Annotated in this window: 30 protein-coding genes and 2 tRNA genes; 15 read left to right on the top strand and 17 right to left on the bottom strand. The window is 53.3% G+C overall.

From position 1 onward, the window contains the following. Positions 1 to 469 precede the first annotated feature (469 nt). Positions 470 to 1,258, top strand: coding sequence for a phosphate starvation-inducible protein PhoH (phoH, locus tag D5067_RS14400; RefSeq protein WP_047052678.1), 789 nt, complete (start codon positions 470 to 472; stop codon positions 1,256 to 1,258). A gap of 161 nt (positions 1,259 to 1,419) precedes the next feature. Here the strand turns inward: phoH and D5067_RS14395 are convergent. The 3 genes from D5067_RS14395 to D5067_RS14385 all read right to left on the bottom strand — a co-directional run bounded on the left by D5067_RS14395 (position 1,420) and on the right by D5067_RS14385 (position 3,202). Further along, a tRNA-Ser gene (locus tag D5067_RS14395) sits at positions 1,420 to 1,507 on the bottom strand. Between the two features lie 136 nt (positions 1,508 to 1,643). Further along, entirely contained in the window at positions 1,644 to 2,321 is a 678-nt protein-coding gene (locus D5067_RS14390) for an isochorismatase family protein (RefSeq protein WP_119934728.1), read from the bottom strand. 20 nt (positions 2,322 to 2,341) lie between these two features. After that, positions 2,342 to 3,202 carry a pirin family protein gene (locus D5067_RS14385; protein WP_119934727.1) on the bottom strand — a complete coding sequence of 287 codons (861 nt, stop codon included), beginning with the start codon at positions 3,200 to 3,202 and terminating at the stop codon, positions 2,342 to 2,344. A 109-nt stretch (positions 3,203 to 3,311) separates the two neighbouring features. On the opposite strand from D5067_RS14385, the gene D5067_RS14380 reads away from it, so the two are divergent. Next, positions 3,312 to 4,217 (top strand): LysR family transcriptional regulator, encoded by a 906-nt coding sequence (locus D5067_RS14380; protein WP_119934726.1) that lies wholly within the window; start codon positions 3,312 to 3,314, stop codon positions 4,215 to 4,217. A 135-nt stretch (positions 4,218 to 4,352) separates the two neighbouring features. On the opposite strand, the gene D5067_RS14375 is transcribed toward D5067_RS14380, so the two are convergent. After that, positions 4,353 to 4,440 (bottom strand) — tRNA-Ser (locus tag D5067_RS14375). 232 nt (positions 4,441 to 4,672) lie between these two features. Between D5067_RS14375 and ghrA the strand changes: the two genes are divergently transcribed. From ghrA to D5067_RS14355, 4 genes are all read left to right on the top strand, one after another. Further along, entirely contained in the window at positions 4,673 to 5,611 is a 939-nt protein-coding gene (gene ghrA / locus D5067_RS14370; protein WP_119934725.1) for a glyoxylate/hydroxypyruvate reductase GhrA, read from the top strand. Positions 5,612 to 5,695: 84 nt separating this feature from the next. Then, positions 5,696 to 6,433, top strand: coding sequence for a phosphatase (locus D5067_RS14365; RefSeq protein ID WP_119934724.1), 738 nt, complete (start codon positions 5,696 to 5,698; stop codon positions 6,431 to 6,433). A 20-nt stretch (positions 6,434 to 6,453) separates the two neighbouring features. Continuing rightward, positions 6,454 to 7,008 carry a TorD/DmsD family molecular chaperone gene (locus D5067_RS14360; RefSeq protein WP_119934723.1) on the top strand — a complete coding sequence of 185 codons (555 nt, stop codon included), beginning with the start codon at positions 6,454 to 6,456 and terminating at the stop codon, positions 7,006 to 7,008. Between the two features lie 96 nt (positions 7,009 to 7,104). Continuing rightward, positions 7,105 to 7,587, top strand: a complete 483-nt coding sequence (locus D5067_RS14355) for a DUF1097 domain-containing protein (protein WP_125914067.1) — start codon at positions 7,105 to 7,107, stop codon at positions 7,585 to 7,587. A gap of 43 nt (positions 7,588 to 7,630) precedes the next feature. Here D5067_RS14355 and csgG read toward each other — a convergent pair whose 3' ends face one another. From csgG to csgD, 4 genes are read right to left on the bottom strand one after another with little or no spacing between them, the layout of a single operon-like run. Beyond that, positions 7,631 to 8,464 carry a curli production assembly/transport protein CsgG gene (gene csgG / locus D5067_RS14350; protein ID WP_119934721.1) on the bottom strand — a complete coding sequence of 278 codons (834 nt, stop codon included), beginning with the start codon at positions 8,462 to 8,464 and terminating at the stop codon, positions 7,631 to 7,633. 26 nt (positions 8,465 to 8,490) lie between these two features. Further along, a complete protein-coding gene (gene csgF / locus D5067_RS14345; protein ID WP_119934720.1) occupies positions 8,491 to 8,907 on the bottom strand; it encodes a curli production assembly/transport protein CsgF in 417 nt (138 codons plus the stop codon). 26 nt (positions 8,908 to 8,933) lie between these two features. Further along, positions 8,934 to 9,323 carry a curli production assembly/transport protein CsgE gene (gene csgE / locus D5067_RS14340; RefSeq protein WP_119934719.1) on the bottom strand — a complete coding sequence of 130 codons (390 nt, stop codon included), beginning with the start codon at positions 9,321 to 9,323 and terminating at the stop codon, positions 8,934 to 8,936. Positions 9,324 to 9,327: 4 nt separating this feature from the next. Next, complete coding sequence (gene csgD, locus D5067_RS14335; RefSeq protein WP_119934718.1) at positions 9,328 to 9,978, bottom strand: biofilm master transcriptional regulator CsgD; 651 nt, start codon at positions 9,976 to 9,978, stop codon at positions 9,328 to 9,330. A 759-nt stretch (positions 9,979 to 10,737) separates the two neighbouring features. On the opposite strand from csgD, the gene csgB reads away from it, so the two are divergent. From csgB to ymdB, 5 genes are all read left to right on the top strand, one after another. Then, positions 10,738 to 11,193, top strand: a complete 456-nt coding sequence (gene csgB, locus D5067_RS14330) for a curli minor subunit CsgB (RefSeq protein ID WP_119934717.1) — start codon at positions 10,738 to 10,740, stop codon at positions 11,191 to 11,193. Between the two features lie 39 nt (positions 11,194 to 11,232). Beyond that, positions 11,233 to 11,685: a curli major subunit CsgA gene (gene csgA / locus D5067_RS14325; RefSeq protein ID WP_119934716.1), complete on the top strand. Its 453-nt coding sequence runs from the start codon at positions 11,233 to 11,235 to the stop codon at positions 11,683 to 11,685. Positions 11,686 to 11,745: 60 nt separating this feature from the next. Further along, positions 11,746 to 12,078, top strand: coding sequence for a curli assembly chaperone CsgC (gene csgC / locus D5067_RS14320; protein WP_119934715.1), 333 nt, complete (start codon positions 11,746 to 11,748; stop codon positions 12,076 to 12,078). A gap of 165 nt (positions 12,079 to 12,243) precedes the next feature. Next, complete coding sequence (locus D5067_RS14315) at positions 12,244 to 12,564, top strand: YmdA family protein (protein WP_119934714.1); 321 nt, start codon at positions 12,244 to 12,246, stop codon at positions 12,562 to 12,564. 79 nt (positions 12,565 to 12,643) lie between these two features. Next, positions 12,644 to 13,186 (top strand): O-acetyl-ADP-ribose deacetylase, encoded by a 543-nt coding sequence (gene ymdB, locus D5067_RS14310; RefSeq protein ID WP_119934713.1) that lies wholly within the window; start codon positions 12,644 to 12,646, stop codon positions 13,184 to 13,186. 31 nt (positions 13,187 to 13,217) lie between these two features. On the opposite strand, the gene mdoC is transcribed toward ymdB, so the two are convergent. Next, the gene (gene mdoC, locus D5067_RS14305; RefSeq protein ID WP_119934712.1) at positions 13,218 to 14,357 is read right to left on the bottom strand and encodes a glucans biosynthesis protein MdoC; all 1,140 of its coding nucleotides are present in this window, start codon (positions 14,355 to 14,357) and stop codon (positions 13,218 to 13,220) included. Between the two features lie 273 nt (positions 14,358 to 14,630). Between mdoC and mdoG the strand changes: the two genes are divergently transcribed. From mdoG to D5067_RS14290, 3 genes are all read left to right on the top strand, one after another. After that, a complete protein-coding gene (gene mdoG / locus D5067_RS14300; protein WP_133302816.1) occupies positions 14,631 to 16,166 on the top strand; it encodes a glucans biosynthesis protein MdoG in 1,536 nt (511 codons plus the stop codon). After that, positions 16,159 to 18,687, top strand: coding sequence for a glucans biosynthesis glucosyltransferase MdoH (mdoH, locus tag D5067_RS14295; RefSeq protein WP_119934709.1), 2,529 nt, complete (start codon positions 16,159 to 16,161; stop codon positions 18,685 to 18,687). Before mdoG ends, mdoH begins: the two co-directional genes overlap by 8 nt. A 95-nt stretch (positions 18,688 to 18,782) precedes the next feature. After that, positions 18,783 to 19,010, top strand: coding sequence for a YceK/YidQ family lipoprotein (locus tag D5067_RS14290; RefSeq protein WP_119934708.1), 228 nt, complete (start codon positions 18,783 to 18,785; stop codon positions 19,008 to 19,010). Positions 19,011 to 19,016: 6 nt separating this feature from the next. Here D5067_RS14290 and D5067_RS14285 read toward each other — a convergent pair whose 3' ends face one another. The 3 genes from D5067_RS14285 to D5067_RS14275 all read right to left on the bottom strand — a co-directional run bounded on the left by D5067_RS14285 (position 19,017) and on the right by D5067_RS14275 (position 21,775). Further along, positions 19,017 to 19,391, bottom strand: coding sequence for a MysB family protein (locus D5067_RS14285; protein WP_119934707.1), 375 nt, complete (start codon positions 19,389 to 19,391; stop codon positions 19,017 to 19,019). Between the two features lie 86 nt (positions 19,392 to 19,477). Next, on the bottom strand, positions 19,478 to 20,707 hold the full coding sequence (gene mdtG / locus D5067_RS14280) for a multidrug efflux MFS transporter MdtG (RefSeq protein ID WP_119934706.1): 1,230 nt from the start codon (positions 20,705 to 20,707) through the stop codon (positions 19,478 to 19,480). A 141-nt stretch (positions 20,708 to 20,848) separates the two neighbouring features. Further along, positions 20,849 to 21,775, bottom strand: a complete 927-nt coding sequence (locus D5067_RS14275; protein ID WP_119934705.1) for a Kdo(2)-lipid IV(A) acyltransferase — start codon at positions 21,773 to 21,775, stop codon at positions 20,849 to 20,851. Positions 21,776 to 21,997: 222 nt separating this feature from the next. Between D5067_RS14275 and trhO the strand changes: the two genes are divergently transcribed. After that, positions 21,998 to 23,047, top strand: coding sequence for an oxygen-dependent tRNA uridine(34) hydroxylase TrhO (gene trhO / locus D5067_RS14270; RefSeq protein ID WP_119934704.1), 1,050 nt, complete (start codon positions 21,998 to 22,000; stop codon positions 23,045 to 23,047). A 41-nt stretch (positions 23,048 to 23,088) separates the two neighbouring features. Here trhO and D5067_RS14265 read toward each other — a convergent pair whose 3' ends face one another. The 5 genes from D5067_RS14265 to bssS all read right to left on the bottom strand — a co-directional run bounded on the left by D5067_RS14265 (position 23,089) and on the right by bssS (position 26,116). Then, entirely contained in the window at positions 23,089 to 23,667 is a 579-nt protein-coding gene (locus tag D5067_RS14265; protein WP_119934703.1) for a YceI family protein, read from the bottom strand. Next, a complete protein-coding gene (locus D5067_RS14260) occupies positions 23,664 to 24,236 on the bottom strand; it encodes a cytochrome b (protein WP_119934702.1) in 573 nt (190 codons plus the stop codon). The genes D5067_RS14265 and D5067_RS14260 overlap by 4 nt, the downstream gene beginning before the upstream one ends. Before the next feature lie 227 nt (positions 24,237 to 24,463). Continuing rightward, positions 24,464 to 24,577, bottom strand: a complete 114-nt coding sequence (locus D5067_RS14255) for a YceO family protein (protein ID WP_119934701.1) — start codon at positions 24,575 to 24,577, stop codon at positions 24,464 to 24,466. A gap of 49 nt (positions 24,578 to 24,626) precedes the next feature. Continuing rightward, on the bottom strand, positions 24,627 to 25,745 hold the full coding sequence (gene solA / locus D5067_RS14250) for an N-methyl-L-tryptophan oxidase (RefSeq protein ID WP_119934700.1): 1,119 nt from the start codon (positions 25,743 to 25,745) through the stop codon (positions 24,627 to 24,629). Positions 25,746 to 25,861: 116 nt separating this feature from the next. Next, complete coding sequence (gene bssS / locus D5067_RS14245; protein WP_008500827.1) at positions 25,862 to 26,116, bottom strand: biofilm formation regulator BssS; 255 nt, start codon at positions 26,114 to 26,116, stop codon at positions 25,862 to 25,864. Positions 26,117 to 26,328: the final 212 nt, after the last annotated feature.

The raw sequence follows: 26,328 nt of genomic DNA, 5'->3' as shown, positions 1-26,328 counted from the left end.
TTATTTTTTCATATGACTATCTTGTTGTTATATTTCTGTAATATTTCTATAGAAGACTGAATCCACTGCAGGTGCAGTCTTAAAAGTTGCATTCAGGTAAAATAAATGTTGCATTTATGATAACTCCTGATGTACTTAAGATAAGACAGCGGTAGTACCCGGCAGTGATGCTGAATCACTATGGAGATCGCGAATGGTTGCGTCCTGTACTGGACATGGTAAACATAACAACCGCAGCACCCGGCGCGGAGGCTCTGACTCCGGCAGCGATTTCCTCACCACAAAATCCACCCCCTCTCCTCAAGAATCGCATTCTACCGACGTGCAAAACGGTGCGCGTAGCTGTTCTGTATCGTCATCCGGAAAAGCAAGCAATGGCTTACAAGGAAGCCAACCCTCTGATGTTCGTGCGCATAATCGTGCCGAAGCCGGCGCGTGTGATGAATACCAACAACTCAAGGTGCTATCCATGGGAAGACAAAAAGCAGTGATCAAAGCTCGTCGCGAAGCAAAACGTGTGCTGAGACGGGATTCACGCAGCCATAAACAGCGTGAAGAAGAATCGGTCACCTCGCTTGTGCAGATGAGTGGCGTTGAATCAATTGGCATGGCGCGGGACAGCCGTGATGCATCTCCAATTGTGGCCCGCAATGAAGCTCAGGCGCACTACCTGAATGCTATCGAGAGTAAACAGCTAATCTTTGCGACCGGTGAAGCCGGCTGCGGGAAAACCTGGATCAGCGCAGCTAAAGCAGCAGAGGCGCTGATCCATAAGGACGTGGAGAGAATTATCGTCACCCGTCCGGTACTGCAAGCTGATGAAGATCTCGGCTTCTTGCCCGGAGACATTTCGGAGAAGTTTGCCCCGTACTTCCGGCCCGTCTATGACGTGCTGGTGAAGCGACTGGGTGCATCCTTTATGCAGTACTGCCTGCGGCCAGAGATTGGCAAGGTGGAAATCGCGCCGTTCGCCTATATGCGCGGACGTACATTTGAAAATGCGGTCGTCATTCTTGACGAGGCTCAGAACGTGACCGCTGCGCAAATGAAGATGTTTTTAACGCGCCTCGGGGAGAACGTGACGGTTATCGTTAACGGCGATATTACCCAGTGTGACCTGCCGTCCGGCGTCAAATCCGGGTTGAGCGACGCGATGTCACGTTTTGAGGAAGATGAGATGATTGGGGTAGTCCGCTTCACCAAAGACGACTGCGTGCGTTCGGCGCTCTGCCAGCGCACGCTGCAAGCGTACTACTAAATGTGATGTTGCGTCCAAGGCCCGGGAAACCGGGCTTTGTTTTTTGTGCATTTTATTCCCTCTCCCTTGGGGAGAGGGTTGGGGTGAGGGGCTCAGGCCACATCGAGTGGCATATAGCAAAAAAAAAGCCCGCATTTTCATGCGAGCTCTTCTTTATAATGTGGCGGTGAGAGAGGGGTTCGAACCCTCGATACGTTGCCGTATACACACTTTCCAGGCGTGCTCCTTCAGCCACTCGGACACCTCACCGTTTTTTTTGCTGCCTGACCGCTTGGGGGGCAACGGGGCGCTACTATAGGGAGTTGCGCTAAAACGGTCAAGCAGATTTTCAGCATTCGTGCCTGTTCGGTTAAGCCTTAATCAGCTAATGCCGCACAATGCATGATTAACGCTGTGAATCGAGCGCTTCGCTGTTTTTTACCACCTCCTGCGCTTTGCCGTAGCTTTCGATCAGCAGCTGATAAGCAGGGAAGATGTGGGTGTACACCTCAGCCCACTCAGCCGCGTCCTCACGGTTCCATGTCCGCTGAATTTCAGAGGCGACGGCCGCGGTGTCCATCGGTACCACGCCGGCCTGCACCACGCGTGCCAGGGTGACCTCCTGCGCCATTTTGCTGTAGGTGCCGGAGGCATCGATTACTGCAAACACTTTGTAGCCATCAGCTACCGCACTAATCGAGGGAAACGCCATGCAAACGCTGGTGATAGTGCCTGCAATAATCAGCGTTTTCCGTCCGGTAGCCTTAACCGCCGCAACGAATTCCGGATTATCCCAGGCGTTGATTTCGCCTTTACGGGCAACATACTGCGCGTGGGGCGCATTCGCGTGGATCTCGGGGATCAGCGGTCCGTTTGGCCCTTGCGGAACGGACGCGGTGGTAATCACCGGGATCTTTGCCAGGGTAGCGATTTTGGCCAGCGCCGCAGCGCGAGCCCGCAGTTCCGGCATTGGCATATCACCGACGGTCTGGAACAGCCCGCTCTGGTGGTCAATAAGCAGCATCACCGCATCGTTTACATCAATGACCGGACGCGCGCCGTTAAAATTCGCAGGTGTAGACATCTTCTTCTCCTTTACTATGCTCAGATCTGGCCGAAGCGGCCGGAGTTGAAATCACGAATGGCTTCGTTGATTTCGCTTTTACTGTTCATCACAAATGGGCCATAGCCCACGATGGGTTCATTCAGCGGCTCGCCGGCCATCAGCAGCACTTTGGCATCGCTGCTGGCCTCCAGATGCAGTTTGCTGCCTGCCTGGCTCAGCACGACCATCTGTGCTTCTCCCGCCTTAGCCGTCCCGTTCACCGTGATGTTGCCTTCCAGCACAACCAGCGCCGTGCTCCAGCCGTCGGGCTGATTGAGCGTGAGATGGCTTCCCTGGTTCAGCGTCATGTCCCAGACGTTCAGCGGCGAGAAGGTGTGAGCAGGGCCGGTTGCGTCGTCGTAGCGACCCGCAATAACCCGCAGCGTTCCTCCGTTGTCCGGCAGTGCTACCGTCGGGATGTCCCCTTTTGTAATGCTCTGGTAGCCGGGTGCGGCCATTTTGTCTTTGGCGGGCAGGTTGACCCACAGCTGCATCATTTTCAGCTCGCCCCCTTTCTCGGAGAACGCGCGGGAGTGGAACTCTTCGTGAAGAATGCCCGCGCCAGCCGTCATCCACTGCACGTCGCCGGGGCCAATCACGCCGCCTTTGCCCGTTGAGTCACGATGCTCCACCTCGCCGGCGTAGACGATGGTGACCGTTTCAAAACCGCGATGCGGATGTTGCCCGACGCCGCGTTTCGCACCGTCCGTCGGGAAGGCGTGCGGGCCCGCGTAGTCCAGCAGCAGGAAAGGGCTGAGGGATTCGCCTTGTGTCTGATAAGAAAACATCGAACGCACCGGGAAGCCGTCTCCGACCCAGTGCTGGCGGGGGGCGGTATAAACACCTGTTACGTTTTTCATGATTAACTCCTGATGTTCTGTTGATGTAATTAGCTTATATTCAGGGTTAATATTCCGGTAGACAGTGAAAATGACATTCACTGTTCTGAATATGGAACGATGAGGGTTTATGCAGGATCTCAATGACTTCGTGTGGTTTGTGAAGGTGGTCGAGCACGGTGGCTTTGCGGCGGCGGGGAGGGCGCTCGATCAGCCCAAGTCCAAGCTGAGCCGACGTATTGCACAGCTGGAAGAGCGGCTTGGCGTGCGGTTAATACACCGGACCACGAGGCAGTTCACGGTGACGGAGGTGGGGCAGACGTTCTATCAGCACTGTAAAGCGATGCTGGTGGAAGCGGAAGCCGCGGAGGAGGCCGTGGCGGCACTGCAGGCCGAGCCGCGCGGCATCGTGAGGATCACCTGCCCGGTGACGCTGCTGCACGTTCACGTGGGGCCGATGCTGGCGAGGTTTATGGCGCGCTACCCGGGGATTAACCTTCAGCTTGAGGCCACTAACCGACGCGTTGATTTGGTCGGTGAAGGGGTTGATGTGGCGATCCGCGTGCGCCCGCGGCCCTTTGACGACAGCGATCTGGTGTTAAGAGTGCTGGCTGACAGGGGACACTGCCTGGTGGCGGGGCCGCAGCTAGTTGAACGTATGGGTAAACCTCGCATGCCTTCTGAACTCAGTGAATGGCCCGGTTTGAGCATGGGGGCCGGGAAGCAGGTGCATAAATGGGAACTCAGTGGTCCAGAGGGGGCGAAAGCGGAGATCCACTACGCACCGCGCTTTATTACCACCGACATGCTGGCACTGCGGGAAGCGGCGATAGCGGGCGTAGGCGTTGTGCAGTTGCCGATTTTGATGGTGAAGGATCAGCTTGCGTCAGGGGAACTGGTACGGGTGCTGGACGCGTGGGAACCCCGACGGGAAGTGATTCACGCGGTTTATCCTTCGCGGCGCGGTCTTCTGCCGTCGGTCAGGACGCTGGTTGATTTTCTTATCGAAGAGTATGCGCGGATGGTAGAAGAATAATTCTTTGTAGGTCGGGTAAGCGCAGCGCCACCCGACATAAAGAGCGCAGGAAGTCTCAAAGTTCGAATCCCACCCTGCATAAATGCAATATGCGAAAAAAAAGCCCGCATTTTCATGCGGGCTCTTCTTCAAATATGGCGGTGAGGGGGGGATTCGAACCCCCGATACGTTGCCGTATACACACTTTCCAGGCGTGCTCCTTCAGCCACTCGGACACCTCACCATATTGTCATCCCGTTGTTGCCGGGACGGGCGCTAATGTAAGGAAAACCCGAACCGCCGTCAACTCACTTTTTCAGTAATTTAGCGCGTTTAGACAAACTTCAGGCAACCTGATTCCTAAATGTGCACAAAGCGCCTCTTTTATCAGCAACGCGGTTTCCCAATAAATTTGTTATGCTGGCAATCCACTTGAAAATGAAAACAAAACGGCGCAATAAAAGGCAGGAATGACTATGGATATTATCTTCTATCACCCTACGTTTGATACCGCTTACTGGATTGACGCGCTTTCGGCAGCGCTGCCCGGCGCACGCGTACGCGAGTGGAAGCGCGGCGATAACGAACATGCAGACTATGCGCTGGTCTGGCATCCGCCGGTTGAAATGCTTCAGGGGCGCAGGCTGAAAGCGGTTTTCGCCCTGGGGGCGGGCGTTGATTCAATTCTGAGTAAACTGAAAGCCCACCCTGAAATGTTGCCTGAAGAGATCCCGCTGTTCCGCCTTGAAGATACGGGAATGGGCCAGCAGATGCAGGAATACGCCGTGAGCCAGGTGCTGCACTGGTTCCGCCGCTTTGATGATTATCAGGCCTTTAAACAGCAATCCCGCTGGGAGCCGCTTCCGGACTATCAGCGCGACGAGTTTACTATTGGCATTCTCGGTGCGGGCGTGCTGGGCTCAAAAGTGGCTGAAGCGCTTGCGCCGTGGGGATTCCCGCTGCGCTGCTGGAGCCGCAGCCGCAAGGACTACCCCGGCGTCGAGAGTTTTGCCGGAACCGATGAACTCCCGGCATTCCTGAAAGGCACCCGCGTGCTGATTAACCTGTTGCCAAACACGGCAGAAACGGTGGGCATCATTAACACTACGCTCCTGAATCAGCTGGCCGACGGGAGCTATTTAATGAATCTCGCGCGCGGCGTGCATCTGGTAGAGGGTGATTTGCTGAAGGCCCTCGACAGCGGAAAGCTAAAAGGCGCGATGCTGGATGTGTATAGCCGCGAGCCGCTGCCAGCGGAAAGCCCGCTGTGGGCACACCCGCGCGTGGCGATGACGCCGCACGTGGCCGCCGTGACGCGTCCGGCAGAGGCGGTAGCCTACATCTCTAATACTATCAGCGAGATGGAAAAGGGTAACGCGGTCACCGGGCAGGTCAACAGACAGCGAGGCTACTGAGAGAAACCCGGCGATTGCCGGGTTTTTGCTAATATTCGATGCCGATAACTGCTATCCTTTGGAAAAAACGCAGAGGAGAAAAAGATGTATCCCGTTGACCTGCATATGCACACCGTCGCCAGTACCCACGCGTACAGTAACCTCCATGATTATATCGCCCAGGCAAAGCGTAAAGGCATCACGCTGTTTGCGATTACCGATCATGGCCCGGATATGGCGGATGCGCCGCACTACTGGCATTTTGTGAACATGCGTATCTGGCCACGCCTTGTGGACGGCGTCGGGATACTTCGGGGCATCGAAGCGAACATCAAAAATACCGACGGTGAAATCGACTGCACCGGTCCGATGCTGACCTCGTTAGACCTGATCCTCGCCGGTTTCCACGAACCGGTCTTCGCGCCGCAGGATAAAGAAACCAACACGGCGGCGATGATTGCCACCATTGCCAGCGGCAATGTGCATATTATTAGCCATCCGGGTAATCCTAAGTATCCGATTGATATTCAGGCTGTCGCTCGGGCGGCGGCGAAACACCGCGTGGCGCTGGAAATAAATAATTCTTCCTTCGTGCATTCGCGAAAGGGCAGTGAAGCCAACTGTCGCGAAGTCGCTGCCGCCGTGCGTGATGCGGGTGGAATGGTGGCGCTCGGTTCTGATTCACATACCGCGTTTACGCTGGGTGATTTCAGCGAGTGCCTGAAGGTGCTTAACGACGTGGATTTCCCGGAAGAGCGGATCCTGAACGTGACGCCGCGCCGGATGCTCGATTTCCTCGAGTCGCGCGGCATGGCGCCGATTGACGAATTTGCCGATCTTTAATTGTGTAATGGAATAAAAAAATGAATGAGTTCTCCATCCTCTGCCGCGTGCTGGGTACGCTTTACTATCGCCAGCCGCAGGACCCGCTGCTGGTTCCGCTTTTTACCCTGATCCGAGAAGGAAAGCTGGCGCAGAACTGGCCGCTGGAACAGGATGAACTGCTGGAACGGTTGCAGAAAAGCTGTGATATGCAGCAGATCTCCACGGATTACAACGCGCTTTTTGTGGGCGACGAGTGCCGCGTCTCACCGTATCGCTCAGCGTGGCAGGAAGGGACAACGGAAGCGGAAGTGCGCGCGTTTCTCTCAGAGCGCGGTATGCCGCTGACCGACACCCCGGCCGATCACATCGGTACGCTGCTGCTGGCGGCGTCGTGGATTGAAGATAACGCGGGCGATGATGAAAACGAAGCCATCCAAACCCTGTTCGAAACCTATTTGTTGCCGTGGGTCGGGACGTTCCTTGGCAAAGTCGAAGCCCACGCAACCTCACCATTCTGGAGAACGCTGGCGCCGCTGACGCGAGACGCGATTGCCGCGATGTGGGACGAGCTGGAAGAAGAGAACGAAGAGTGATGTAAATCACAAAATTTCTGCAAGCATACATTTCAACTTGCACGTAATGTGCTTCCGATCGCATTTCTCTGGTGCGCATCTGCTAAGATGCGCACCATGAACATCTTACTTTGCATTGCACTTACAACGGGCATTCTCTCAGGACTCTGGGGATGGGTGGCGGTGTCTCTCGGATTGCTGAGCTGGGCCGGGTTCCTCGGCTGCACGGCCTATTTTGCCTGCCCGCAGGGTGGCGTAAAAGGGTTGTTTATCTCTGGCTGCACCATGATGAGCGGTGTTATCTGGGCGCTGGTGATTATGAAAGGCAGCGCGCTGGCGCCGCATCTGGAGATCCTCGGCTATGTCATGACCGGGATTGTGGCTTTCCTGATGTGTGTGCAGGCGAAGCATCTGCTGCTGTCGTTCGTTCCCGGAACCTTTATCGGCGCCTGTGCAACCTTTGCCGGACAGGGCGACTGGAAGCTGGTGGTGCCGTCGCTGGCGCTGGGGCTGCTGTTTGGCTATGCCATGAAGAACAGCGGCCTGTGGCTGGCAGCCCGGCGGGGCAGGGCGCAAAACGTCACCGCGGTGAGTGAATAAAAAAAGGCGAGATGATGATCTCGCCTTTTTTACGCGCTTCCGATCAGGATTCCGGAGGAACCGACATCTCACGGTATTTCACCAGAACCTCATTTTTCACTTCATTTTTATTCTGCAAATCCCACAGTCCGCGATCGATACCATCGTTAATCAGGAAGATAACCCCGGTTTCAATGGCCGACATCAGACACAGCATCACCGGCTCGTTAGAGGTATACCCGATCTCTCCCTCCAGCAAACGCTGGTAGTCAATGAAGCGGAATACCCCGGCCTGCACCTCATAAGAGAGGATGGTTTTACTGGTGTTCACGGAAGATAAGATCTCACCCGTGCTCACGTTAACCACGCGCAGGTTGACGGCAATCTGGTCGAGTTGATACTGCGTGTCTGCCCCGATGCCAAAGTAGCGTGCTCCAGCTCCCCCTGATTTCACGTTACTTTCGTAGCCGATAATCGAGCCTTCCACCATGATATTGGCTGCGGTGAGTGACTGAAGCGGCATACGGTTATTCACGCCAACGGTTCCGTTTTCCTGCGCGGCGCGAATAATTTTTCGTTCATTCAGCAGATTTTGTAGCCCTTGTCGTTCCAGAGGGATAAACCAGCGTGAATCCTTCAGCGCCGTAACCAGCATGGCGGTGGCACTCTGCGGCACGGCCGTGGAGAAGTTACTTGCCGGGTACGGTTTAAACTGCCCGGTTTCATCCTGAATGTTATAAACAGAGACGAATATCTTACCGGTTGGTACCGGCAGATGGGTTAAATCGCGATAGCTTTGTGCCCGAGGCATTAATGTTGGCTTAGCGGCTTCTTTAGGCGGAGCAGTTAAACAACCGCTCAATAAGCACACTGCAACAATGATCAAAAAGCGCTGCATGATGATTGTCCTTATTTCGTGGTTGTTTAAAAATCAGTTGAGTCAGACTGCAAACCCGAAACCTGGATTGTCGATGTTTTCCCGGTTTTACGGTCTGTCACGTTCAGCTGAAGCTGCCCATCTTTATTGGCGATATCAACGATAAAATCGTTCGTCACCATGCGGCCGGGTTTACCGGTATTAATATTGGTTAATAAGCCACCTAATATTTGCGACTGGATGGCCTGCGTAAAGTTATCCAGCGCTGACGGGGTTTCGATACCGAAGTCGTCTTTATAGCTGGGGTCTTTGTAAGAGTTTTGTGCCTGGGCTTCGTTAAGCATGAATGCCCCGTTGTTCGGGTTGCCGCCAAAGTTAGGGTTGCGGAACTGGAAGGTCATATTCCCGGCCCAGCTTAGCGGCGCAATGAGCATTAACGAAATTACCGTGTGTGCGAGACGCATTACAGCCTCCGAAATAAATATCGTTGCTAGAACTCATCTTTTGCTAAATCGCCCGTGCTCAATAGCGCTTTATCTAGCTGCAGACGATTAATAGCCTCTTCTGATTGTGCCAGCGCGAAATCGACGTTCTGATCGAAGTCTCTTTTCGTTGGGAATAAAAAAGTCTGGTAAATAACATCCTGGTTGGCGGTTATTTTTATCCAGCTTCCCCATCGTGCACTGGGCCGTTCGTTGATTGTTATATTACCGGTGTAGTCACTTTCCCATTTATCGCTGAAGGCACGGTAGAAATCGTGTCCGATAGATGTGACCGTGTGGTCGGTTAACAATCCGGGAACTTCAACCTCTATAGCTTGGAGGTTCCCGGCAGCAAGCAGGAAGCCTGCTGCGGCAATCCAACTCAACGTGCGCTTCATGTGATTAACGCCTGAGGTTATCGTTGGCCCATGAAACTGCCTGAGTTCGGTTTTTAACAGCTATCTTCTTGAAAAGATTATAAAGGTGAGTCTTAACCGTATTTTCGCTGATAAATAACGAACGGGCGATTTCAATATTTGAAGCACCAATGCGCAGCTTGTTCAGGATCTCTTTCTCACGATGCGTCAGCAGTGCAGACTCTGAACTGTTATAGCGATAATTACCGGAGTGCGTAATGAGGTAGCTGGCAAGCTTTTGCGAGAAATAACATTCCCCTCGCAATATCCCCTGAAGCCCTTCCACTACGCGATTTTCTTCTTCAGTGACGTAGAACACGCCATTGATATGCGGCCAGCTTTCGATATCTCTAAAAGGATACTCATCAGGGGTGTTCAATAATAACACGCGGATATTATTGTTTTTCCTGCTTAAAGTATCCTGCCAGTAATGGATAAGCTTCTTATCAGCTTCCATCATATCGAGAAGAATGATACTGCCAGGCACAATGTCATCAAAAGAACGTTGAATGTTATGCAATTTTCCGTTCAATGAGAGCGATTGTTTTAAGTGCTGCAATAATGCTGTCGCTTGTAAAGAAGGTTTGGTGATCAACAATAATGTATGACCATGTAAACTATGGACTTCATTAAACATGATGAAACCCCACTTTATTTATGGCACCTGGCAGCTGCCCCTTGTTAATAGGTAAGGGACACCAGAAGTACTGACAGATGTGGCACTGCTGTGTGTAGAATCCAACCATTCCTCCAGAGGAGGAGGGAAATAAAACAAAGTAACTTACTACTGTTTTCAATCTAGCTATTACGAACTTTAAAGCAAGTGTTAATCGTGTAACAAGATGTAAAAATCGATATTTAATTGTGTATTTGCGGTGGTTAATTAGTTTTTATTTAATAGAAAAGTTGTACAGAGTAATAACGATGCACAGATTTTAAAAATCATACAAATTATTATAGGTTATTGAATTAGATATCTATATTAAATGTTTTACCGTTCGGTAAAAGGTATGAGTCATGTAAAAAAACTAAGCCCTTTCTCATGAGTTGGATCCTTCTTAAGAAAACACGCTCCGTGTCACGTGGTGTTCAAAAAATCACGCCGGCGGATTGTAACGCCCGCGCGGGCAAGGCTGGACAAACCCCTTCCGGCTTGTACAACCTCTGTAGGTACAGACTTTTTTATCTTTACTAACCCACGCTGATCCCAACGTATTTTTTACCGATTTAATACTTTGAGGTGAACCCATTAATAAAAATAAGCCGCGCGGGTGAGATATTTAAATTGTTTCGGCAGACATACTCTTCACCGTAACGCGACGTTAACAAAAAACGAGACGCGTTAACACAGAGAAGAACGTTAATTTACGTGTATAGCCAGGTCCAGGGTGACAACATGAAAAACAGAACGTTATTTATGGTGTTTACATTACTGGGTGCGCCTGGATTTGTAATCGCAGGGAATTCAGATTTAGCAGGTTCTGAATATAACTTTGCGGTTAATGAATTAAGCAAGTCTTCATATAATCAGGCAGCCATTATTGGACAGCAGGGCTCGGGTAATAATACTGACGTTCGTCAGGGCGGGTCGAAATTACTGTCCGTTGTCTCACAGGATGGTGGAGGCAATAGAGCGAAAGTTGACCAGTCAGGGACTTACAATCTTGCTTATATCGATCAGGCTGGCAGCGGAAACGATGCGAGTATTAAGCAGGAGGCTTTTGGTAATACCGCTGTGATTATCCAGAAAGGGTCGGGTAACAGAGCGAATATTACGCAGTATGGTACGCAGAAAACAGCAGTTGTAGTACAGAGACAGTCACAAATGGCTATTCGCGTTATTCAACGCTAGCGCTTTGTGGCGACTTAATCAATCCGATGGGGGTTTACCATGAAACTTTTCAAAGTGGCAGCAATCGCAGCAATCGTAGTTTCTGGCAGTGCTTTCGCAGGTGCGGTACCTCAATTTGGCGGCGGCGGTGGCGGCTGGGGTGGCGGTAATAGCGGCCCTAACTCAACGCTGAGCATTTACCAGTACGGTGGCGGCAACTCAGCCGTTGCCTTGCAGACTAGTGCAAAAAACTCTGATCTGACTATCACCCAGCACGGTGGCGGCAACGGCGCTGACGTGGGCCAGGGCTCTGACGACAGCACCATCGATCTGCTGCAGAAAGGCTTCGGTAACAGCGCCACCATCGACCAGTGGAACAGCAAAGACTCCACAATCAATGTAAAACAGTTCGGCGGCGGCAACGGCGCGGCAGTGGACCAGACAGCGTCCGGGTCAACTGTGACTGTTCACCAGGTCGGCTTCGGCAACAACGCGACTGCGCATCAGTACTAATTCCAAATCTGTGCTACAAAAAAACAGGGCAAATGCCCTGTTTTTTTTCGGGAGTTCATCATGAATACGCTAATACTCCTCGCCGCGCTTTCCAGTCAGATTACGTTTAAAACATCGCAGCAGGGCGATATGACCACCATTATTCCTCAGGTTACCCTGTCGGAACCTTGTGATTGCCAGGTTAAGATTTTGTCTGTTCGGCAAGGGCAGGGCGGTCAAAGCACTTCGCGACAGCAAAATACCCTTTCTATACCCGCTAATCAGACGATTGATTTGATGCGGCTGAGTTTAAATATAGGCACAGGGGATACGGTGAAAATTATTGTCACCGTCTCTGATGGAAAATCGCTTCATTTATCGCAGCAGTGGTCGCCTTCTGAGTCGTCGCTTTAATCATTCATAAAATCAATGATTTGCGCGTGTGGCGGGAATGGAAGGATGTAACTATGATGTTAACAGGTGCTGAACGACGCGTGCTGTTCAGTTGCCTGCAACTGCGTTGTCATAATGGAGCGCATTTACCCCTCAAGGATGATTTATTATTGAGGAGTGCATCTTGTGACCAAATATACCGCTCTACTCATTTCAGGTTTAGGCCTGATTGCCTCTGGTTTTATCACCCCGGCTTTTGCTGCAACCGTTGTAGATGGGGGTGTCATCCATTTTCGCGGCGCTATCGTGGCCGATCCTTGTGAAATTTCGCCTCAACAGGGGCAGCTGTCCGTGTCATGCCCCGATAACAACCGTATGCAGACGCACAGGGTCAGTTATGAGGATGCACTTAATGGCCATAACGCTTTCCCCAGCCTGACGAATATCAGCATGAAGTACCTCAACCCTGAAAAGACGCTTGCTGTTGTTCAGGTTGATTATCGTTAACCCTCTTTTACACGATAGTTTTTTCTCCTTCATCCCTCTGCGATACACTTAAGAAAAAGGCGGGTTGCAGAGGGTGTTTATGAGACCGCAAATCGACGTTATTCATGGCGATATCACGACGATGCACGTCGATGTGATTGTCAATGCAGCAAATCCATCATTAATGGGGGGAGGCGGGGTTGACGGTGCCATTCATCGGGCTGCCGGGCCCCAGCTTCTTGAAGCCTGTAAGGTGGTGCGCCAGCAGCAGGGGGAGTGCCCGCCGGGGCATGCTGTGATCACGCTGGCTGGCGACCTTCCCGCAAGGGCCGTAATCCATGCCGTCGGGCCGGTGTGGCACGGTGGCGACAGGCATGAGGCGAGCATTCTGGAAGAGGCTTACCGCAACTGTCTGCGGCTCGCGGCCGACAATGGCTATAAGACCATGGCATTCCCGGCCATCAGCACCGGCGTGTACGGTTATCCAAAGGCGGCGGCAGCGACGATTGCCGTGAACACCGTTTACCACTATCTCTCCCTTAAGCCGATGCCGGAAAAAGTCACCTTTGTCTGTTACGACGAGGAAACCGCTCACCTTTATCAACGGCTTCTGACCCAGCGCGGTCAGGATCTGGAGACATAAGCAACGCGGCGCATACTGTGCGCCGCGTTTGTTATGAGGCTTTCGTTTGGGGTTTTCCCGAGAAGAGAAAACGCAGCAGCGGTATCCGCAGGTGGATCTCGTAGAGCAGGATAGCGATGCCAATCACGAACACCAGCCCGGTAAAGAACCCCAGCGTGTTGGAGGCAATGTGCGGCGTGATGTAGGCCCCGAAGAAAAGCGTCAACGGGTGATGCACCAGATAAATGAACAGCGATGCGTTAACGAAGTAGGTTACGCGGCTGGATTTAAAGTTCAGCAGGCGATGGCCTAACGCGAACACCACGTTTACCATCCACAGCCCAAGAAGCATGGTTATCACGCTCTCCGTCTCGTACATCCACCCATCACCGCTGCCGTAGCGCTGGTTTAAAAGGTAAGCCGCAAAAGCCAGAGCTGCACCGCCAGCACACCAGGGGGATGGGGTGGTAAACAGCGATTTTAGCTGGGGATAGACAAACGCCAGCGCGCCGATCAGGAAGAACGGGATGTAAAACAGGGATTGCATCACCACGAAATTAAACAGCCCATCGCTCAGAATCGGAGGGTAGACGATAAACAGAGTGCGTCTGATGGCCCCATAGGCAACCCCCAGGATCAAAAAGAGCAGCGACAGTTTGCCAAGGGTAACGTTGGCGAAGAAGGCGTCGGAGGCCGTACTCAAATGACGGCGCAATCGGCTGAAAATCAGCAGGCTGACCGTTGTAAGCACGACCAGCACCAGCAGGAACCAGAGGTGTGAAACCAGCTCCCAGACCAGCGTATTGTATTTCTCATACGCCGACAGATTCGGCCAGTCCTCCGCTTTGCCTTTTACGTACTGCAGCATGATGAACTGCGGCAGGGTCAACAGCGGGATTGCGGTCAGCATTGGGATACCAACGCGCTCCACGCGCACTTTCCACCAGCGCTTCATGGGATAGCGTAAAAACAGCATATAAGAGAAATAGCCGGAAATGACGAAAAACACCTGCATACGAAAGGCGTGGATGAAGTCATTAAATAGCGTAAGCCACCAGGAGGGTTCAAGGCTGTTAACGTGCCAGGTGTGGCTGGAGTAAATCAATGAAATGTGAAAGGGGATCCCCAACAGCATCAGCCATGCCCGGATCGAGTCGAGGAAATATTCACGTTGTACGGGTGTTGTGCTCATATAACTCAGTACATTCTCAGACTAATCGCCTTATCCCTAAGACGCATAATGGTTACATTCGAAGCCAACCCTACACCAAGACCGACACCCTGTCTCCAGGATAAGCACGCAAAGTGAAAAGCGGGTTCTTTCATTTGCTTAATCCATGAGCCAGCGAGCTGAACAAAGCAGTGATAATGTTGTCGGATTGCCTGAGTTTCCATTAAAATGGATCGGATCGAATTAAGCACACAAAGGGGGAAGTGCTTACTTATTATGAAACATAAACCACAGATGTTGAAAATGCGTTGGTTGGGTGCGGCAGTCTTGTTGTCCCTGTATACCTCATCGGCATGGTCCTTTACCATCGATGACGTCGCAAAACAGGCAAAGTCGATGGCTGGAAAGAGCTACGAAGCGCCGAAAAGTAACCTGCCCTCCGTTTTCCGTGACATGAAGTACGCGGACTATCAGCAGATCCAGTTCAATCACGACAAAGCGTACTGGAACAATATTAAAACCCCGTTCAAGCTTGAGTTTTATCATCAGGGTATGTACTTCGACACGCCTGTTGCCATCAACGAAGTGACGGCAACCGCGGTACGGAAAATTAAGTACAGCCCTGATTATTTCAATTTTGGCGATGTGCAGCACGATAAAGACACCGTTAAAGACCTGGGCTTCGCAGGCTTCAAGGTGCTTTACCCTATTAACAGCAAAGATAAAAACGACGAAATCGTCAGCATGCTTGGCGCCAGCTATTTCCGCGTGATTGGCGCAGGGCAGGTGTACGGGCTTTCCGCGCGCGGTCTGGCTATTGATACCGCGCTGCCATCAGGTGAAGAATTCCCGCGTTTCCGTGAGTTCTGGATTGAACGTCCAAAACCAACCGATAAACGTCTGACCATTTATGCCCTGCTGGATTCCCCTCGCGCAACAGGCGCATATCGCTTCGTGATTATGCCAGGACGTGACACGGTCGTTGACGTGCAGTCTAAAGTTTACTTGCGCGATAAAGTGGGCAAGCTCGGCGTCGCGCCGCTGACCAGTATGTTCCTGTTCGGGCCTAACCAGCCGTCTCCGGCAACCAACTATCGTCCGGAACTGCATGATTCCAACGGCCTCTCTATCCATGCCGGTAACGGTGAGTGGATCTGGCGTCCGCTGAACAACCCGAAACATCTGGCCGTCAGCAGCTTCGCGATGGAAAACCCGCAGGGCTTTGGTCTGCTGCAGCGCGGCCGTCAGTTCTCTCGCTTTGAGGATCTTGACGATCGTTATGACCAGCGCCCAAGCGCCTGGGTAACGCCAAAAGGTGACTGGGGCAAAGGTAAGGTTGAGCTGGTTGAAATCCCGACCAACGATGAAACCAACGACAACATCGTCGCCTACTGGACGCCGGACCAGCTTCCGGAAGCCGGTAAAGAGATGAACTTCAAATACGCTATCACCTTCAGCCGTGACGAAGACAAACTGCACGCGCCGGACAATGCGTACGTGATGCAGACGCGTCGTTCTACCGGTGACGTGAAGCAGTCTAACTTGATCCGTCAGCCGGACGGTACCGTCGCCTTTGTGGTGGACTTCGCAGGCCAGGACATGAAAAAACTGGCCCCGGATACGGCTGTTACCGCGCAGGCCAGCATCGGTGACAACGGTGAAATCGTTGAGAACGCCGTGCGCTACAACCCGGTAACCAAAGGGTGGCGTTTAACCCTGCGCGTGAAAGTGAAAGATCCGAAACAGACCACTGAAATGCGCGCTGCGCTGGTTAGCGACGATCAGCCGCTGAGTGAAACCTGGAGCTATCAGCTACCTGCCAATGAATAATACAACTGAATACATTGATGCCATGCCGCTGACGGACATTGAGAAAGCGGCACTGCCTAAGAGCGACATCCGCGCGGTGCAAACCGCGCTGGATGGTGAACATCATCAGTTTACGCGTGATGATGATACGCCGCTGGGGTCAGTAAAGGCGCGTCTGGAGCAGGCATGGCCAGACTCGCTGGCACAAGGGCAGCTGATCAAAGATGATGAAGGACGCACCCAGCTTCAGGCCATGCCTAAAGCGACGCGCTCCTCCATGTTCCCGGATCCCTGGCGCACCAACCCGGTGGGTCGCTTCTGGGACCGCCTGCGCGGACGTGACGTTACGCCGCGCTATCTCTCCCGCCTGACGAAAGAAGAGCAGGCCTCCGAGCAGAAATGGCGTACCGTGGGAACGATCCGTCGCTACACTCTGCTGCTGCTGACGCTGGCTCAAACCGTAGTTGCAACCTGGTACATGAAAACCATTCTGCCGTACCAGGGGTGGGCGCTGATCAACCCGGCAGACATGTTTGGCCAGGATATCTGGGTCTCCTTCATGCAGCTGCTGCCGTATATTCTTCAGAGCGGCATCCTTCTGCTGTTTGCGGTGCTGTTCTGCTGGGTATCCGCCGGTTTCTGGACGGCGCTGATGGGCTTCCTGCAGCTGCTGATGGGGCGTGACAAATACAGCATTTCTGCGTCGACGGTCGGGGATGAACCCCTCAATCCTGAGCACCGTACCGCGTTGATTATGCCTATCTGTAACGAAGACGTTGACCGCGTATTTGCGGGGCTGCGCGCAACCTGGGAGTCCGTTAAGGCTACCGGTAACGCCGCGCATTTTGACGTCTATATCCTGAGCGACAGCTATAACCCGGATATCTGCGTTGCCGAGCAAAAAGCCTGGATGGAGCTGATTGCCGAAGTGCAGGGCGAAGGGCAAATCTTCTACCGCCGCCGTCGCCGCCGCGTGAAGCGTAAAAGCGGCAACATCGATGATTTCTGCCGTCGCTGGGGTAATCAGTACAGTTACATGGTGGTGCTGGATGCCGACTCGGTCATGAGCGGTGACTGTCTGAGCGGCCTGGTCCGCCTGATGGAAGCCAACCCGAACGCCGGTATCATTCAGTCTTCGCCAAAAGCCTCCGGCATGGACACGCTGTACGCGCGCTGCCAGCAGTTTGCGACCCGCGTTTATGGCCCGCTGTTTACCGCCGGCCTGCACTTCTGGCAACTGGGTGAATCCCACTATTGGGGCCACAACGCCATTATCCGCGTGAAGCCGTTTATTGAGCACTGTGCGCTTGCGCCGCTGCCGGGTGAAGGCTCGTTTGCCGGGTCAATTTTATCCCATGACTTTGTGGAAGCCGCACTGATGCGTCGTGCAGGGTGGGGCGTCTGGATCGCCTACGACCTGCCGGGCTCATACGAAGAACTGCCGCCGAACCTGCTGGATGAACTCAAGCGTGACCGCCGCTGGTGCCACGGTAACCTGATGAACTTCCGTCTGTTCCTGGTAAAAGGGATGCACCCGGTTCACCGTGCGGTGTTCCTGACGGGCGTGATGTCCTATCTTTCCGCACCGCTGTGGTTTATGTTCCTGGCGCTGTCGACGGCCTTGCAGGTTGTCCACGCTCTGACGGAGCCGCAATACTTCCTGCAGCCGCGCCAGCTGTTCCCGGTGTGGCCGCAGTGGCGTCCGGAGCTGGCGATTGCGCTGTTTGCGTCCACCATGGTGCTGCTGTTCCTGCCGAAGCTGCTCAGCATCATCCTGATCTGGTGCAAAGGGTCGAAAGAGTTTGGTGGCTTCTGGCGCGTAACGCTTTCTCTGCTGCTGGAAGTGCTGTTCTCCGTGCTGCTGGCACCGGTGCGTATGCTGTTCCACACCGTGTTTGTGGTGAGCGCATTCCTGGGCTGGGAAGTGGTCTGGAACTCGCCGCAGCGCGATGATGACTCTACCCCGTGGAGTGAAGCCTTCATGCGTCACGGCTCTCAGCTGCTGCTGGGCCTGGTGTGGGCTGCCGGCATGGCGTGGCTGGATCTGCGGTTCCTGTTCTGGCTGGCGCCGATTGTGTTCTCGCTTATCCTGTCGCCGTTTGTGTCCGTCATCTCAAGTCGTTCAACGGTGGGGCTGCGCACAAAACGCTGGAAGCTGTTCCTGATCCCGGAAGAGTATTCCCCGCCTCAGGTGCTGGTCGATACCGACAGGTATTTACAGCAGAACCGCGAGCGCTCGCTGGATGATGGCTTTATGCACGCGGTGTTCAACCCGTCATTCAACGCTCTGGCAACGGCGATGGCAACCGCACGTCACCGCGCAAGCCAGGTTCTGGAGATTGCTCGCGATCGTCACGTTGAGCAGGCGCTGAACGAGACGCCGGAAAAACTGAACCGCGACCGTCGTCTGGTTCTGTTGAGCGACCCGGTAACCCTGTCACGACTTCACTACCGCGTGTGGTCTGCGCCGGAGAAATACTCTTCGTGGGTGAATTACTATAAAGATATTACGCTTAATCCGCTGGCGCTTAAGGCGAAATAAGCATGTAGTCTGCAATCGACGTAGGGCGGGTAAGCGCAGCGCGACCCGCCAACTAAAATACCGGCTGAAAGGCCGGTATTTTTTTGAGGTTACTCATGAGAATAATCATCATTGTAATGATGGCATGTTTACTGAGCGGCTGCGGCAGCATCATCAGCCGCACTATTCCCGGGCAGGGCCACGGAAATCAGTACTATCCCGGCGTGAAGTGGGACGTCCGTGATTCTGCGTGGCGCTACCTGACCGTGCTCGACCTGCCATTCTCGCTGATCTTCGACACGCTTTTACTGCCTGTCGACGCCAGTCACGGCCCTTACGAGTAGGGGGGCTTAACGCTCGTCCCACTCGTCCGCTGCGGTCTGGCCTTCTTCCGTATCCAGCGGCGGTTCAAGCTGAAATTCCCCCTCATCCCACTCGTGCAGGGTATTCTCTTCCTGCCATTCCTGACGTAGCTCAATTTCATCATAATCGCCGTCGAAGACGGCCTGCGCACCTTCACCGCTCAATATCGGCAGACACTCCCCGTCTTCACCGTCGTCGGCAAAGAATTCGGCCTGCCACATAATATCCCCGTCCTGCAGGACATACTTTTGGATATTGAGCTGCTGCACGTCAGCATCTTCTTCCTCAATGCCCGGATTATCGGCGAGGAACTCTTCGCGAGCGGCATTAATCGCTTCTTCCAGCGTGGCGTACATGGTCATCGGTGTCTCCCTGTTTTTCGATAAGGTATTCAGGGAAAGAATAGCTGATTCTCCGGTATTGCAAGTATGAATGCGGAAATAAGCCGTCAGGCGTTCGTCTTATCCGTCGCGGTGCGTAATGTTCGGGATAAACTCACCCAGGAGTAGATGGCGTTAAACAGGACCACGCCAGCGGTGACGATAAAGACCGCGCGGAAACCAAAGCTGGCGGAAATACCTGCTCCGACGAGCGGCCCCGTCACGTTGCCAATATCGCGGAACGACTGGTTGTAGCTGAAGATACGCCCGGCAATCTGGTTGGTGGAGTTGTACACCAGCAGCGTTTGCACCGCCGGAAGCAGTGCGCCGTCCGCAGCTCCCAGCAAAAAGCGCAGCAGGCCCAGCTGCCACGGCGTTTGCACCATCGACATCGGAATCAACAGCAGGACCGAGACCGCAAGTGCAAAGATCAGGATCTTCTCCGGGCCAACCCGATCGCCCAGCTTTCCGAGCCGGGGCGCGCTCAGCAACGCGGCCACGCCGGGAACGGACGCAATAAGCCCGCTGATGAAGGCAATATTGCTGACGTTTTCGGCCAGCTCGCGCACGTACAGCGTCAGGATGGGGGCAATGGAACCGGTCGCGACCTGAATAATCATGGTGGTGACGAACAGGCTCAGCACCAGCCTGGGGTTTTTCAACGAGGCAAGCACCTCTCTGGCGTGCAGCATCTCTTTTTTTGCCACAGGCGTGAAGTTCTCCCGGATGCAGATAAGCGTCACGATGAAACAGAGGAACAGCACGCTGGCGGTGATGAAAAAGACCGGACGCAGGCCGTAGCTGTCGGCCAGCAGCCCACCCGCCAGCGGCCCCAGCAGGGCGCCGCTGACGCCGCCCGTTGAGAGGGTACCCAGCGCCCAGCCGCTTTTATGACGCGGCATCTGCGTGGCAATCAGCGCATTAGCATTGGGAATAAAGCCGCCCAGCAGCCCGAGCAGCGCGCGCAGGATCAGGAATTGCCAGACGTTTTGCGCCATCCCCATGAGCAGCATGATGATGGACATCCCGAGCGCCGATCGCAGCAGCATGATTTTGCGACCTTTCCGATCGGCGAGCCCACCCCAGAACGGCGATGCAATGGCAGAAAAAAGAAAGGTGATACTGAACACCAGCCCGGACCACATATTCAGTTCACTGTGGCCCGTGACCCCCAGCTGTTCAATGTAGAGGGGCAGAAAAGGCATAACCAGGCTAAAAGCGGCGCCGGTGAGAAAACAGCCGAGCCAGGCAACCGCGAGGTTACGCTTCCAGTTTATGGGGGCATCTGAGGGTGACATAACATTCCGCATCATGTGGCGCAGGGCACCAGAATTCGTGAGGTAATAAGCCTGCTAATTATGCGCCTGGGTTATGATTGCCGCAATGAGGGGGAGCTTTTAAAGCTAAAACAGCATGCGGCCCGCCGGGCCGCATGAGGATCAGTAGCGAGAAGGGACGCCTTCAGGCCGGGTTTTAAAGCGACGGTGCAGCCACATGTACTGTTCTGGTGCGAGCATAATGCATTTCTCGACAACCCCGTTCATCCAGCGCGCGGTGGTTTCTGCGTCATCGAGCGGTGGCGTCATTTCGGGTTCGAGCATAATCAGCTGATAGCCCGAACCGTCCGGTTTGCGGCGCGGAACAAAAGGCACGATGGCGGCTTTGGACATCCGTGCCAGCATCCAGGTGCCCGAGGTGGTTGCCGCCTCGTCAACCGCAAAGAAAGGCACAAATACGCTGGCCTGTCGGCCGTAATCGTGGTCCGGGGCATACCAAATGACTTCGCCTGATTTCAGGGCGCGGATCATGCCCTTTAAATCTTTTCGATCGATCATGCTCTTATTGGAGCGCATGCGGCCCCAGGTCTGCAGCAAATCAATCACCGGGTTATCATTCGGGCGATAGACACCAATGCCCGGTGCCTGCATGCCGAACATACGCGCGCCGATTTCAAGCGTGAGGAAATGGATGCCAATCAGCAGTACGCCGGTCTTATTCGCCTGAAGCGTGTGGACAGGCTCCATGCCCGTTCCCGCCACTTCCGTCCAGCGCGTCATGCGCTTATTTGACCAGAACCATGCCATCCCCGTCTCAATCAGCCCCATGCCAACGGATTCGAAATTCTTTACCACCATATCGCGACGTTCTGGCTCGCTCATATGAGGAAAGCAGAGCTCAAGATTGCGGTAAGCAATCTTAGCGCGGCGTTTCATTAACTGCAGAGCGATACGCCCCAGGGCTTTTCCCAGGCGGAACAAAACAGGATAGGGGAGCTGTACGAGAAGCCACAAAAAACCAACACCTGTCCAGGTTAACCAATAGCGGGGGTGCAAGAGGGCGGCAGTAAATTTCGGTAACTGGGTCATGTCTGTCCTGTGTTCTAACGTCCTGAATGGCTATTGTCTCATTTTTTGAGTCGTAGCCAAAATGTCTGTCATCGAAACGTGCACGAATACAGCAAATGTTAAGCCTGCTAAATCAGGCAGTGTGAAATGTAGCGTAAAATGTGTGGATGTAAATTAGCTTTGTTTGCTATATGATGCCGACCGTTTTTTGTTTCTCTCACTTGATTGCAGGACTTGTACACCATGCCAGTGTTACACAACCGCGTATCGAATGAGATGTTGAAAGCGCGTATGTTAGCTGAAACCGAACCGCGCACGACAATCTCATTCTATAAATACTTCACGATTAACGATCCGCAGGCGACCCGTGATGCGCTTTACCAGGCCTTCACAGCCCTGAATGTCTTTGGCCGCGTGTATCTCGCGCGTGAGGGCATTAATGCCCAGATTAGCGTCCCGGAAAGCAACGTCAGCGCATTTCGCGATTTTCTCTACGGTTTCGATCCGGCACTTAACGATGTGCGCCTGAATATCGCCCTCGACGATGACGGGAAATCATTCTGGGTGCTGCGCATGAAGGTGCGCGAGCGCATCGTGGCCGACGGGATTGACGATCCGAGCTTTAATGCGGGCGACGTGGGGGAATACCTCAAAGCCGCCGAAGTGAACGCCATGCTTGACGACCCTGATGCGGTGTTCATCGACATGCGTAACCACTACGAATACGAAGTGGGGCACTTCGAGAACGCGATGGAAATCCCGGCAGACACCTTCCGCGAGCAGCTGCCGAAAGCGGTTGAGATGATGCAGGAACATAAAGATAAAAAAATCGTTATGTACTGCACCGGCGGGATCCGCTGTGAAAAGGCCAGCGCGTGGATGAAGCACAACGGCTTTAATAAAGTCTGGCATATTGAAGGCGGCATCATCGAATATGCACGCCGCGCCCGTGAGCAAGGGCTGCCGGTTCGCTTTATTGGTAAAAACTTTGTTTTTGACGAGCGTATGGGCGAGCGTATTTCAGACGATGTGATTTCTCACTGCCACCAGTGCGGTGCGCCGTGCGATACCCATACCAACTGCAAGAATGATGGCTGCCATCTGCTGTTTATTCAGTGCCCGACCTGCGCTGAGAAATATAATGGATGCTGTAGCGAGCTGTGCAGTGAAGAGAGCGTATTGCCGGAAGAAGAACAGCGCCGCCGTCGCGCGGGTCGTGAAAACGGGAATAAAATCTTTAATAAATCTCGTGGCCGACTGAATACCACGCTGGGCATTCCTGACCCTGAGTAATGATTAATCCCGGCAGTGCCAAAGCCTGCCGGGATTAGGTATTACGACTTCTGCTGAACCCCTTCCACAGAAATAACCAGCTCCACGTCCTGCGACGCCGGGCCTAAATCCGTCGTAATGTTGAAATCTTTAAGATGAATTTTGCCCGTGGCCTCGAAGCCCGCGCGTTTACCACCCCATGGGTCATCACCCTGGCCGATCAGTTTTGCATCGAGGGTAACGGGTTTGGTGACGCCATTAAGCGTCAGGTTCCCGGTAATATCCAGCTTATCGCCATCTTTTTTCACGCCTGTTGACGCGAATGTCGCCTGTGGGAATTTAGACACATTCAAAAACTCGGCGCTGCGCAAGTGTTTGTCACGCTCGGCGTGATTGGTATCCACGCTGTTGGTATTAATGGTGACATTTACCTTATCGGAGGCCGGGTTTTTCTCATCAAAGCTAAACGTACCGTCAAAATCCTTGAAGGTGCCGTACAGCCAGCTATAGCCAAGGTGCTGAATACGGAAATTGACGAAGGCATGCTGGCCTTCTTTATCAATTTTATAATCAGCGGCAACAGCAGAGCCGGTGGTGAATAACAGTGAACCTAAGGCGATACCCAGCAGGCGTTTTTTCATTTTAATACTCCAGAGTCAGTAGACGTTCGGCCAAGCATGCGCTTTAGCGTATCGTCTTTATCGATAAAGTGGTGTTTAAGCGCGGCAAGCCCGTGAAGAACGGAGAGGATCACAACGCTCCACGCCAGCCACAGGTGAATAACCCCCGCGGTGTCGGCCTGTGAGCCGGCATCGGCCAGCGTAGCGGGGACCTCGAACAGGCCAAAGACGTCGATCGGCTTACCGTCCGCAGTAGAAATGAGGTAGCCGCTAATCAGAATGGCGAAAAGCAGAGCGTACAGCGCGATGTGCGCGCCGGTTGCGCCAAGGCGCGTCAGTTTGCCGTGGGTTTTCGGTGCCGGTGGCGGCGGGGAAATGTGTCGCCAGATAAGCCGAACCACCAGCCCCATCATCAGCAGGACACCAATGCTTTTATGCAATTCAGGCGCTTGGTGATACCACCCGTCATAATAGCTTAATGTCACCATCCAAAGCCCGAGCCCGAACATGGCATAAACCGCGAGGGCAAATACCCAGTGCAACGTCATGGATATTATTCCGTAGCGGTTGGCGGAATTACGCAATTGCATAGGTGTTACCATTATCAATAATGAGAACGGTAAAAATGAACGGGATGAATAAATATTGCAACTGAAATAAGTGCATAAGCATTTTTATTTAATTTATTTCAGCAAATTTGACGGTGTTAAGGGAATGTATTTCAGTGAGGTCGTCCAACTAAAGATTTAAGACATTAACCAGACAAGGGGAAATTAAACAAATATAAAGTAATGTCAGTAATTGTCAGCGGTCAAGGTCAATAAAACACAATATAAAGAAAATCGATGACCACCAGCAGGGACCATAAAAGGATATAAAGCATAAAATGCTCGCGAATATTATTGATTAGAAAATCGACGATCCTGCGCATCATTCACCCTGTAACAAACAGGCTCCGGACATCCGGAGCCTGTTTTGTATTATCCTTTAAAACGCGAAAGCGAGAAGGGCGTCAGATCAAACTGCGGCGTGATGCCCTGAGCAAACTGCGCGGCGATTTCGCCCAGCACGGAGGCAAATTTAAAACCGTGACCGCTCAGTCCGGTAATAAGCAGGGTGTTGTCGTGTCCCGGCAGGGTATCGACGATAAAGTCCTCATCCGGCGTGTTGTCGTACGTGCAGGCAGCACCGTAGAGCAACCCTCCCACGCCCGGCAGAATATTGCGTAAGAACGAAAACGCCTCGGAGCCATCCTGAGCGCACTCGCCAAACGGCTTGCGATCCTCAGGAGAAGAGATGATTTGCCCGCCGTTATGTTTGCCGATTTTAAGCGCGTCTTTTTCCGACGGGAAACCGTAGAACTGATCGCCGTTGGGCAGCTCGCCGGTGAAGGCCGGGAATTTGTTCTGGCTGCTGTAGCGCCCGTCAGACTGGAACCAGGAGAAGACTTTCCGCACCGGCTGAACGGGCAGGTCCGGGAGGAGCTTGGTAACCCAGGTTCCCGCGCTTATCAGCAGGCGGGACGCGGTATAGTCCCCGTCAGCCGTGGTGACGGTGACGCCGTCGGCATGATGGGTGATGCCGCTTACCGGGCAATTGAAGAGCTGGGCACAGCCTGCTTTCGCCGCCAGCGCTACCCAGGTTTTAATGGCCGTTTCGCAATGCAGAACCCCAGAGTTGGCTTCAAACAGCCCGATATAATTCTCCGGGACCGTGATTTCAGGCCAGCGTTGCATGATGCCGCGTGCGTCCAGGCGTTCGACATCAAGGTTAAATTGTTTCGCGCTCTGCTCTACGGTGGCCAGGAATGCCGAGCTGGCGGGGCCCAGGTTGATAATGCCCGTGCGGTCAAAAATGCGCTCTTCGGTAAGCGTGGCCAGCTCGTCCCACAACGTCTGCGCGCGCAGCACCAGCGGGACGTAGCGCTCGCCTTCACCATAGGCATGGCGGATCAGCCGGGTATCACCGTGGTGGCTGCCTTCCGCATGCGGTGGGAGGTGGGCGTCAATCATCAGGACGTTAAGGCCCGCCTGCGTCGCATAATAACCGGCGGCAGAACCAACGGAGCCGCTACCAATAATGATTAAGTCGTATTTCATGGGCATCTCGTAGATTAATACTTTGCTAGCAGGGTAATTAACATCGGAGGGTTATACAAGGGAGAAATAAATAAGGCACCCGAGGGGTGCCTGTTGAGTGAAAAGTGGGCATGAAATCAATGCCGTTTATACTCATTTTCTTGATAGTCGCCGGATTCTATTTTTGCAATACCTGCCTCTAAAATAGAAATAAACTGGCGAGCGACGTCTGTCGTAAGCCACAGCGTCTGTCCAACTTCCGCTTCTTCACGGTTGAGTTGATTCGGGGTCTGGTAGTGCAAACGCAGCATCAGCGCATCGTAGCTATCTACGGTACTGATATCCCAGCCGACGAGCGGGTGGGTCTGGATGACTTCACTATTCTTTTCCATTATAACCCCCTTAATGCGTGTTAGAAGACAACGGCTTTGAGGTTCAATGCATGTTTTTCTGAAAGCATCTTCAGTATACAAGTAATAAGGGTTTCACAGGAAAAAATAAACAGCTGGCAACACATTTTTCTGTCTTTTAGGATTATTAGAACAATAAAACACCATCTTGTTCACGATTTTCTAAGAAGATGCTGAATTAATTTGAACTTTCA

The sequence above is a fragment of the Enterobacter huaxiensis genome (assembly GCF_003594935.2).
Taxonomy (GTDB): Bacteria; Pseudomonadota; Gammaproteobacteria; order Enterobacterales; family Enterobacteriaceae; genus Enterobacter; species Enterobacter huaxiensis.
This window is presented reverse-complemented; position numbering and strand designations above follow the sequence as displayed.

Bases quoted from the DNA above. Each gene is read 5' to 3' on its own strand.
- phoH (WP_047052678.1), top strand. From the start codon at position 470: ATGGGAAGACAAAAAGCAGTGATCAAAGCTCGTCGCGAAGCAAAACGT.
- D5067_RS14390 (WP_119934728.1), bottom strand. From the start codon at position 2,321: ATGTCTACACCTGCGAATTTTAACGGCGCGCGTCCGGTCATTGATGTA.
- D5067_RS14385 (WP_119934727.1), bottom strand. From the start codon at position 3,202: ATGAAAAACGTAACAGGTGTTTATACCGCCCCCCGCCAGCACTGGGTC.
- D5067_RS14380 (WP_119934726.1), top strand. From the start codon at position 3,312: ATGCAGGATCTCAATGACTTCGTGTGGTTTGTGAAGGTGGTCGAGCAC.
- ghrA (WP_119934725.1), top strand. From the start codon at position 4,673: ATGGATATTATCTTCTATCACCCTACGTTTGATACCGCTTACTGGATT.
- D5067_RS14365 (WP_119934724.1), top strand. From the start codon at position 5,696: ATGTATCCCGTTGACCTGCATATGCACACCGTCGCCAGTACCCACGCG.
- D5067_RS14360 (WP_119934723.1), top strand. From the start codon at position 6,454: ATGAATGAGTTCTCCATCCTCTGCCGCGTGCTGGGTACGCTTTACTAT.
- D5067_RS14355 (WP_125914067.1), top strand. From the start codon at position 7,105: ATGAACATCTTACTTTGCATTGCACTTACAACGGGCATTCTCTCAGGA.
- csgG (WP_119934721.1), bottom strand. From the start codon at position 8,464: ATGCAGCGCTTTTTGATCATTGTTGCAGTGTGCTTATTGAGCGGTTGT.
- csgF (WP_119934720.1), bottom strand. From the start codon at position 8,907: ATGCGTCTCGCACACACGGTAATTTCGTTAATGCTCATTGCGCCGCTA.
- csgE (WP_119934719.1), bottom strand. From the start codon at position 9,323: ATGAAGCGCACGTTGAGTTGGATTGCCGCAGCAGGCTTCCTGCTTGCT.
- csgD (WP_119934718.1), bottom strand. From the start codon at position 9,978: ATGTTTAATGAAGTCCATAGTTTACATGGTCATACATTATTGTTGATC.
- csgB (WP_119934717.1), top strand. From the start codon at position 10,738: ATGAAAAACAGAACGTTATTTATGGTGTTTACATTACTGGGTGCGCCT.
- csgA (WP_119934716.1), top strand. From the start codon at position 11,233: ATGAAACTTTTCAAAGTGGCAGCAATCGCAGCAATCGTAGTTTCTGGC.
- csgC (WP_119934715.1), top strand. From the start codon at position 11,746: ATGAATACGCTAATACTCCTCGCCGCGCTTTCCAGTCAGATTACGTTT.
- ymdB (WP_119934713.1), top strand. From the start codon at position 12,644: ATGAGACCGCAAATCGACGTTATTCATGGCGATATCACGACGATGCAC.
- mdoC (WP_119934712.1), bottom strand. From the start codon at position 14,357: ATGAGCACAACACCCGTACAACGTGAATATTTCCTCGACTCGATCCGG.
- mdoG (WP_133302816.1), top strand. From the start codon at position 14,631: ATGTTGAAAATGCGTTGGTTGGGTGCGGCAGTCTTGTTGTCCCTGTAT.
- mdoH (WP_119934709.1), top strand. From the start codon at position 16,159: ATGAATAATACAACTGAATACATTGATGCCATGCCGCTGACGGACATT.
- D5067_RS14290 (WP_119934708.1), top strand. From the start codon at position 18,783: ATGAGAATAATCATCATTGTAATGATGGCATGTTTACTGAGCGGCTGC.
- D5067_RS14285 (WP_119934707.1), bottom strand. From the start codon at position 19,391: ATGACCATGTACGCCACGCTGGAAGAAGCGATTAATGCCGCTCGCGAA.
- mdtG (WP_119934706.1), bottom strand. From the start codon at position 20,707: ATGTCACCCTCAGATGCCCCCATAAACTGGAAGCGTAACCTCGCGGTT.
- D5067_RS14275 (WP_119934705.1), bottom strand. From the start codon at position 21,775: ATGACCCAGTTACCGAAATTTACTGCCGCCCTCTTGCACCCCCGCTAT.
- trhO (WP_119934704.1), top strand. From the start codon at position 21,998: ATGCCAGTGTTACACAACCGCGTATCGAATGAGATGTTGAAAGCGCGT.
- D5067_RS14265 (WP_119934703.1), bottom strand. From the start codon at position 23,667: ATGAAAAAACGCCTGCTGGGTATCGCCTTAGGTTCACTGTTATTCACC.
- D5067_RS14260 (WP_119934702.1), bottom strand. From the start codon at position 24,236: ATGCAATTGCGTAATTCCGCCAACCGCTACGGAATAATATCCATGACG.
- D5067_RS14255 (WP_119934701.1), bottom strand. From the start codon at position 24,577: ATGCGCAGGATCGTCGATTTTCTAATCAATAATATTCGCGAGCATTTT.
- solA (WP_119934700.1), bottom strand. From the start codon at position 25,745: ATGAAATACGACTTAATCATTATTGGTAGCGGCTCCGTTGGTTCTGCC.
- bssS (WP_008500827.1), bottom strand. From the start codon at position 26,116: ATGGAAAAGAATAGTGAAGTCATCCAGACCCACCCGCTCGTCGGCTGG.